Raw genomic sequence first — 6,870 nt, 5'->3', positions numbered from 1 at the left:
AAAACAACCCCATGCACAGTAGCCGACCCCAGTCGGATCAATGGGTTACAACCATACTATTTTTCCGAAATCGGATTTGACTTGCCGGGCAAAACACCGGCATGATGGCATCGTCGCGGTGGCCTGAGCGGGAAGTATTAGGTCATCGCCTTTGCGCATCAGCTTTTTGTTTTGCGCATGATCTCCCCTCGTCATTGCGAGCGTAGCGAAGCAATCCAGCAATGCGTCCGCGGCACGCAGCAATCCAGACTGTCTCGGTGCGGAAGGCAATCCAGAATCCGTGCCGCGGAAATAGCTGGATTGCTTCGCTGCGCTCGCAATGACGGTTGCTTCGCTGCGCTCGCAATGACGGAGCAAGGGGTGAGACCGCGCCGGCTGACGCGCACGCCACCTCGAGCTTCAAGCCGCCCGCACCGGCCGCCAGGCTGCGTACAGACCGACCAGGGTCCCGATGGCGACCAGTGCTGCGGCCAGCAGCAGCTGCAATTCCCCGTCGTCGGTGGTGCCTACGGACGACACGAGCCTGGTCACGACGACGAACAGAACGCCCACGGAGGCTGCTGCGCCCACGCCGAGATAGGCGAGCTCGCGCGTCAGGTTGCGGCCGAGAAGTCCGAGTGCCGTGAAATACATCGCGCAGGCGTTGGGATGAACGAACAGGGCAATGCGCGCGTAAGGACCGTAGGCGCCGAGGAGGGTCTCACACCGGTTCAGTGCCGCCTTTGAGGCGACCCGCTGCAACAGCGGTCTGAAAAAACGAGCCTGCCCGTAACTCAGGACGGCGCCGACGATGATAGCCAGCCACGCCACGATAAAAACGGAGACGTCCGCGGGCTTCGGATTGAGCGCCACGGACATCAGGATAAGAGCGGTTCCGGGGAAATAGCCAAAATACGGGAAGACCGCCTCCAGCAGCACGCAGACGAATATGAAGACCGGAAACCACGCCGAGCCGGTTGCATCCCGGACGATGGCGTTCAGGTCGAAGAGATCAGTCTTGTACAGGACGAGATACATGCACATGGCCAATCCGGCCAGCGCGTAGAACGGCAACGCCCCCGACAGAAACCGCCTCATCCAGCTATCGCGCCTTGTTGCGCGGACACAGCGGAAACCATCGATAAACGTCCCCTACCCAATCGACAAAATCTCGATCTCCTGCGCACCCGACCCCACGACATCCCCGACCGCCTTCCCCATCAACGACTTTGCCACCGGCGCCACGAACGAGATCGTGCCGGCCTTGGGGTCGGCTTCGTCCTCGCCGACGATGCGATAGGTTTGCACGCGGCCATCTGCGCGGCTGAAGGTCACCGTGCTGCCGAAGGCGACGGTGTCGGTCGAGGCTGGGGCGGGAACGACCTGCGCCGTGCGCAGCCGTTCGGTGAGATAGCGGGCATCACGCAAGGGCACCGCCGATTGCCGGCGCTTTTCGTTGACGTCCTCGATGGCCTGCGCGGCTTCATAGGCCTCGCGCGCGTCCTGAAGCTGTCTTTGCAGCGCCTGCAAGCCCGCTTCCGTCACGAGGTTCGGATGCGGCGAGATCGGCCGATCCGGCAACAGCGTCTCGGCGGCGGTTTCCGCGCTCTCTTCTTTGGTAAAGGCAACGCTCAAGTCGAAAATCCTGTCGAACTGTTCGGGCTCACGGCCACGATCATATCTCAAGTTCGACAAAACGGCGCAGCTTGAAGACGATGTCCGGCATGGCCTGGCGGAACCGCGTGGCATCCCGGAACGTGGTCGAGAACGGCGCGAAGGTGATCATCGCATTCCAGTGCCTGTAACCATAGACCGTCACGGAGGCGCCGGTCGCCGGAAAATTCTCGAGCTTGCGCAGCTCACCCAGGACGAGATCGGCGATCGCTTCAGCAGGCAGCAATCGCTTCCCATCAGGCGTCGTTGCGATCTTCGCTGGCGGCTCGACCGGCTTCGCGGCAGCCGGCGTCGCATCGGGCGCGTCCCCGGAATCATTCTCCGAGTTGTTCTCGAGCTTGGCCGGCGGTGTAGCGGGGGTGGGCTCGACCAGCTCAAACCCGTTCGTCGGTGCTGTCGGCGGTGGAACCTCGATGAGCGGCGGCGGCGCGACACTTTCTGCGGCGCGCTTGTTGCCTCCCAGGATGCTGCTGATCATGGCCACAAGGCCAGCATCCCTCACGTCGTCACTCATAACTCCCCCCAGGCTTCGGCCTACTCTAGCACCGCTCGCGTGGACCGCCACCGGGGATCTATGGCCGGATTCCGCCCGGCCAAGGTCCTAATTTTACGCGATGGCACCGGCGGCGCGACGCCCGATCACACCGCGCCGCCGTGCGATCCGTCACTGCTTATCGAACGGAACGTATTGCTGGTACTGCTTGGGCACCGAGCTGCGGTAGCGCGCGGGCACCGTGCCGCTGTCGACCGAGTGGTCGATCTCCTGCTGCCGCGTCATCTTCTTCTTCGCCGGCTTCTTCGACGCACTCTTCTTGGAGTCGGTCGGCTGGCTGGAAGCGTCGTTGGTTGCGCCCGGCGCGGTCGTCGTCGCTGCCGGCGCGGCAGTTGTCGCAGCAGGCGCCGCGGTTCCGGCGGCGGCCGGTGCGCCCTGCGCCAGCGCGAGCGGTGTCTGCATGAGAAGCGCCAGCGCTGCTGTCGCAGCCAGCAAGTATGATTTCTGCATTAGAACCTCCAAAAGACCTGATCCGAATAAGGCAAGCGTAGTTCTCCGGGATCGACGCGTGCAAGTCCGCTCACGATAGGCCGGAACCCCGTCGTGAACTGTGGCCGAGATCACATTGCCGGCGGCAGGCTGCGTCATGATGTGCCTTGTCGCGAACGCAAGGCATTCCTGCGACACCAATACAGGCATGACTGCGCAACAGACGAGCCAGGCTCGCTGACATTCCCACCCACTCGCTCTCGAAGGAGACTGACATGCGTCGCACCATCCTCACTCTCGCATCGCTCGCGGCCCTGCTGGCCGTAGCATCCCCGGCCGCCCAGGCACATCCTGCGAACGATCGATATTGCATCCAGGGCCGCTCGTGGGGCTATCCCGGCAATTGCCAGTTCGCCAGCTATCAGCAGTGCCTCGCCACCGCGTCCGGCACGTCGTCCTATTGTGGCATCAACCCGCGCTACGCGTTCTCGCAGCAGCGCGACTACTGACGAATTGGCGGCGTGCGCGCATGACGCGCGCGCCGCCACAATTTTTGCGTGAAGCCGATCCATTTCGCCGACGCCTCGGCGAATTGAAACTGTGCGAACCCGCCTGCGTCCGTCGATGACGAGAATGTTATCCGTCATCGCCACGAAGAAATTCACGATGCGCAGCCGTGGCTTGCGGGAAAGCCGCACCTACCGAAAATTTCGATGCCGGGCAATTGTGATCCATCTCGCTCGTAACAAGCTTGATCGCGCCTAGGCTGCAAACCCCAGCGCGAGAAACTTGAGCCCGAACTGTTTCATCCGACTTTTCAGGAAGGTGTTTTCAATGAGCAGCCGCCACGCAATTGTTCCGCGCGGTCTGAACGCAACGCGTTCGCCGCTTTCGCAAGGCCGCTTCGGCCGCATGTTCCGCAAGCTCGCACCGGCCAAATTTGGCCCGAACGATTCCGGCACGATTGCAAACCTGTCGGCGCTCGCCGACAAGATGATCGCCGGCTTCGACGGGCCGAAGGACGGGCCGGACGCGGAAGAGAGCGGCATTCCTTCGCTCTACACTTATTTCGGCCAGTTCGTCGACCACGACATCACCTTCGATCCGGTCAGCTCGCTGACCAAGCAGCAGGATCCCGACGGGCTCGTCGACTTCCGCACGCCGTCGCTCGACATGGACAATGTCTACGGCCGCGGTCCGAACGACCAGCCCTACATGTATGACGGCATCAAGTTCCGGCTCGGCGAGAAGGTCACGGGCGCGGGCGTGCCCGATGCGGTCGACCTGCCGCGCTTCAAGGGCCGCGCGCTGATCGGCGATCCCCGCAACGACGAGAACAGCATCGTCTCGCAATTTCAGGCCTTGATGCTGCGCTTTCACAACCGCATGGTCGACGACAATGACAGCCTGTCGTTCGAAGACGTGCAGCAGCGCGTTCGATTCCACTATCAGTACGTGGTGCTGAACGACTTCCTGCCGCGCATCGTCCACGCCAGCGTGCTGGACGAGCTGAAGACCGCAGGTCACTACGACCGCAGCAAGCTCGCTTACTACCATTGGAAGACCTATCCGTTCATGCCGGTCGAGTTCTCGGTCGCGGCCTACCGGCTCGGGCACTCCATGATCCGCCCCGGCTACCGGCTCAACGACGCGGCCAACATGCTGCTGCAGATCTTCCCCGATCCCAACAATCCCGACCACAACGCACTGACCGGCTTCCGTGCGATGGGACCGGGACGTGCCATGGACTGGGGCCGCTTCATCGATCTCGACACGCGCCCCTATGGCGTCGAGGACGACGACACCAATCCCGACAACAAGAGGCGGCTTCAGTTCGCCTATCGCATCGATGCCTCGCTGGTGGACCCGCTGCGCAAGCTGCCGCCGGAAGTCGCCTCCAATCCGGCGTCGCTGGCGCTACGCAATCTCGAGCGCAGCTGGCGGCTCGGGCTGCCGTCGGGCCAGGCCGTCGCCAGGGCGATGAACCTGACGCCGCTGAGCGACGACGACATCATCATCGGCAAGGCGGTCGACGAGCCCGGGACAGGCGATCCGCAAGTCAAGATCGCGACCATCGCGAACGGCGTGTTTGCCGACAACTGCCCGCTGTGGGCCTACATCCTGGCCGAGGCGCGGCAAAACGCGACGGACATGGCAATCCCCGCCACCGGCGGGCCCGCCGCGGTCAGGACACCGCAGCTCGGACCGGTCGGCGGTCGCATCGTCGCCGAGGTCTTCCTCGGCATGATGTTCGGAGATAATTCCTCCGTGCTGTCGCTCGACCCGCAATGGACGCCGGTGACCGGCTCCGGCTTCGCGCTGAAGGACCTCGTCGCCTACGCGCTCGGCCAAGGCGATCCGCTGCATTGAGCGGATGAGGGACGATGATGCAAGGCCGCTCGTCGTGCGAGCGGCCTTGTGGCCCACTCGCTTCGGCGCGCGGGGCGGATGGATCCTGGCAGGCGTGCTTCCCTAACGCAAATCTGTCCGCTTCCTGTTGACTCGCATCTCGAATGGAGAAATCCTTTAGCAACAATTGCCATTGCCAATCTCAGCAGTACGAACTTCGGCGCCCTCGGTTTTATCGGCGCCATCTGACCAGATTTATTCTGAACAGAAAACGGAGGGGCCGATGCGCGCACTCGCCTTGAGAACCATTTCTCTTCTCGCCCTCGCTACCCTAGGATCGATTTCCGGCACGCCTGCCGCACGCGCGGAGGACGGGGCCGATGAGCAATTTGGCAAGGTGCACTTCCAGACCTCCTGCAACGAGGTGGCGCAGCGCCGCTTTGATCGCGGGATGCGTTATCAGCACTCGTTCTGGTACCGGCCCGCAAAGGAAATTTTCGAGGAGACGCTGCAGGCCGATCCGGAATGCGCGATCGCCTATTGGGGCATTGCCCTGAGCCTGCTGTACAATCCGCATTTTGCCGCGCCGAAGGAAAACCTCACCGGAGGTCTCGCCGCGCTGCAGAAGGCCAAGGCACTCGGCGCCAAGAGCGAACGCGAACGTGACTATATCGACGCGCTGCTGGCCTTCTATTCAGGCGACGAAAAGACAACGTTTGGCCAGCGCGCGCAATCCTATCTCAAGGCAACCGAAGCCGTCGCCGCGCGCTATCCCGATGATGACGAGGCGCAGATCGCCTACGCCATCACGCTGAATGTCACGGCGTCACCAAACGACAAGTCCTATGCCAACCAGCTCAAGGGCGCCGCTATCCTGGAGCCGATCTTCAAGCGCCAGCCGCGGCATCCCGGCGTCGCGCATTACCTGATCCATCTCTATGACTATCCGGCGATCGCAGGGCAAGGACTCGACGCTGCCAAGCGCTACTCCGAGATCGCGCCGGCGGCACCGCACGCCTTGCATATGCCGTCGCACATATTCACGCGCGTCGGCTACTGGAACGAATCCATTGACGCCAATAGCCGTTCCGCCAAGGCTGCCAAGGAGGGCAAGGACCCCAGCGAGCAGCTGCATGCCGACGACTATATGGTCTACGCGCTGCTCCAGCTTGCGCAGGACAGCCGAGCCAGCGACGTCATCGCGGACATGATTGCGACCACTGGCTATGCGCCGGCTGTCCGCGCCGGTCCCTACGCGATCGCGGCCAGCCAAGCGCGCTATATGGTCGAGCGCGGTGATTGGCAGGGTGCTGCCGCGCTGAAGGTCGAGCCGAGCCGGTTTGCCTATGTCGACGCCATCACCTATTTCGCCCGCGCCCTTGGCGCCGCGCGCTCCGGCAATGCAGACGCGGCAACGGCGGACATCGCCAAGCTGGCGGAGTTGCGGGACAAGCTGCAGCAGGACAGGGACGCTTATTGGGCCGAAATCGTGGACATTCAGCGGCAGGTCGCTACAGCCTGGCAGCTCAACGCCTTGGGGAAACAGGCGGATGCGTTGGAAGCGATGCGCCTTGCCGCCGATGCCGAAGACAAGACCGAAAAATCCATCGTGACGCCGGGTCCGCTTGCTCCCGCACGCGAGCTTTACGGGACCATGCTGCTCGAACGCGGCATGGCGACGGAGGCATTGGTCGCGTTCGAAAGCACGATGCGCAAGGAGCCGAACCGCTTTGGCGCGACGATCGGCGCCGCTCACGCGGCCGAGAAAGCGGGGGATACTGTGAAGGCCCGCCAGTATTACGCCAAAGTCGTCGAAACGGCGAGAAATGGCGACTCATCTCGGGAAGACCTCGCGGCCGCACGAAAGTTGATGGCTCAGAATTAGC

General features: G+C 62.9%; 7 protein-coding genes. 3 read left to right on the top strand and 4 right to left on the bottom strand.

From position 1 onward, the window contains the following. Positions 1–399: 399 nt before the first annotated feature. The 4 genes from IVB47_RS23430 to IVB47_RS23415 all read right to left on the bottom strand — a co-directional run bounded on the left by IVB47_RS23430 (position 400) and on the right by IVB47_RS23415 (position 2,656). Positions 400–1,077, bottom strand: a complete 678-nt coding sequence (locus IVB47_RS23430; RefSeq protein WP_247464683.1) for a hypothetical protein — start codon at positions 1,075–1,077, stop codon at positions 400–402. 54 nt (positions 1,078–1,131) lie between these two features. Further along, positions 1,132–1,614 carry a transcription elongation factor GreA gene (gene greA / locus IVB47_RS23425; protein WP_247403559.1) on the bottom strand — a complete coding sequence of 161 codons (483 nt, stop codon included), beginning with the start codon at positions 1,612–1,614 and terminating at the stop codon, positions 1,132–1,134. Between the two features lie 40 nt (positions 1,615–1,654). After that, a complete protein-coding gene (locus tag IVB47_RS23420) occupies positions 1,655–2,167 on the bottom strand; it encodes a hypothetical protein (RefSeq protein ID WP_247464680.1) in 513 nt (170 codons plus the stop codon). A gap of 150 nt (positions 2,168–2,317) precedes the next feature. Beyond that, positions 2,318–2,656 (bottom strand): hypothetical protein, encoded by a 339-nt coding sequence (locus IVB47_RS23415; protein ID WP_247282441.1) that lies wholly within the window; start codon positions 2,654–2,656, stop codon positions 2,318–2,320. A 254-nt stretch (positions 2,657–2,910) separates the two neighbouring features. On the opposite strand from IVB47_RS23415, the gene IVB47_RS23410 reads away from it, so the two are divergent. The 3 genes from IVB47_RS23410 to IVB47_RS23400 all read left to right on the top strand — a co-directional run bounded on the left by IVB47_RS23410 (position 2,911) and on the right by IVB47_RS23400 (position 6,869). Beyond that, positions 2,911–3,144 (top strand): DUF3551 domain-containing protein, encoded by a 234-nt coding sequence (locus tag IVB47_RS23410; protein WP_007596464.1) that lies wholly within the window; start codon positions 2,911–2,913, stop codon positions 3,142–3,144. A gap of 325 nt (positions 3,145–3,469) precedes the next feature. Beyond that, the gene (locus IVB47_RS23405) at positions 3,470–5,005 is read left to right on the top strand and encodes a heme peroxidase family protein (RefSeq protein ID WP_247464677.1); all 1,536 of its coding nucleotides are present in this window, start codon (positions 3,470–3,472) and stop codon (positions 5,003–5,005) included. A gap of 262 nt (positions 5,006–5,267) precedes the next feature. After that, complete coding sequence (locus IVB47_RS23400) at positions 5,268–6,869, top strand: hypothetical protein (protein WP_247464675.1); 1,602 nt, start codon at positions 5,268–5,270, stop codon at positions 6,867–6,869. The last annotated feature ends 1 nt before the right edge of the window (position 6,870 follow it).

Source organism: Bradyrhizobium sp. 62, from assembly GCF_023073035.1.
Classification (GTDB): domain Bacteria; phylum Pseudomonadota; class Alphaproteobacteria; order Rhizobiales; family Xanthobacteraceae; genus Bradyrhizobium.
Note: the sequence above shows the minus strand (reverse complement) of the source record. Positions and strands in the feature narration are given on the sequence as shown.

What these genes read in the sequence shown, in the direction of transcription:
- IVB47_RS23430 (WP_247464683.1), bottom strand. Translation starts at nt 1,077, where the DNA reads ATGAGGCGGTTTCTGTCGGGGGCGTTGCCGTTCTACGCGCTGGCCGGA.
- IVB47_RS23420 (WP_247464680.1), bottom strand. Translation starts at nt 2,167, where the DNA reads ATGAGTGACGACGTGAGGGATGCTGGCCTTGTGGCCATGATCAGCAGC.
- IVB47_RS23415 (WP_247282441.1), bottom strand. Translation starts at nt 2,656, where the DNA reads ATGCAGAAATCATACTTGCTGGCTGCGACAGCAGCGCTGGCGCTTCTC.
- IVB47_RS23410 (WP_007596464.1), top strand. Translation starts at nt 2,911, where the DNA reads ATGCGTCGCACCATCCTCACTCTCGCATCGCTCGCGGCCCTGCTGGCC.
- IVB47_RS23405 (WP_247464677.1), top strand. Translation starts at nt 3,470, where the DNA reads ATGAGCAGCCGCCACGCAATTGTTCCGCGCGGTCTGAACGCAACGCGT.
- IVB47_RS23400 (WP_247464675.1), top strand. Translation starts at nt 5,268, where the DNA reads ATGCGCGCACTCGCCTTGAGAACCATTTCTCTTCTCGCCCTCGCTACC.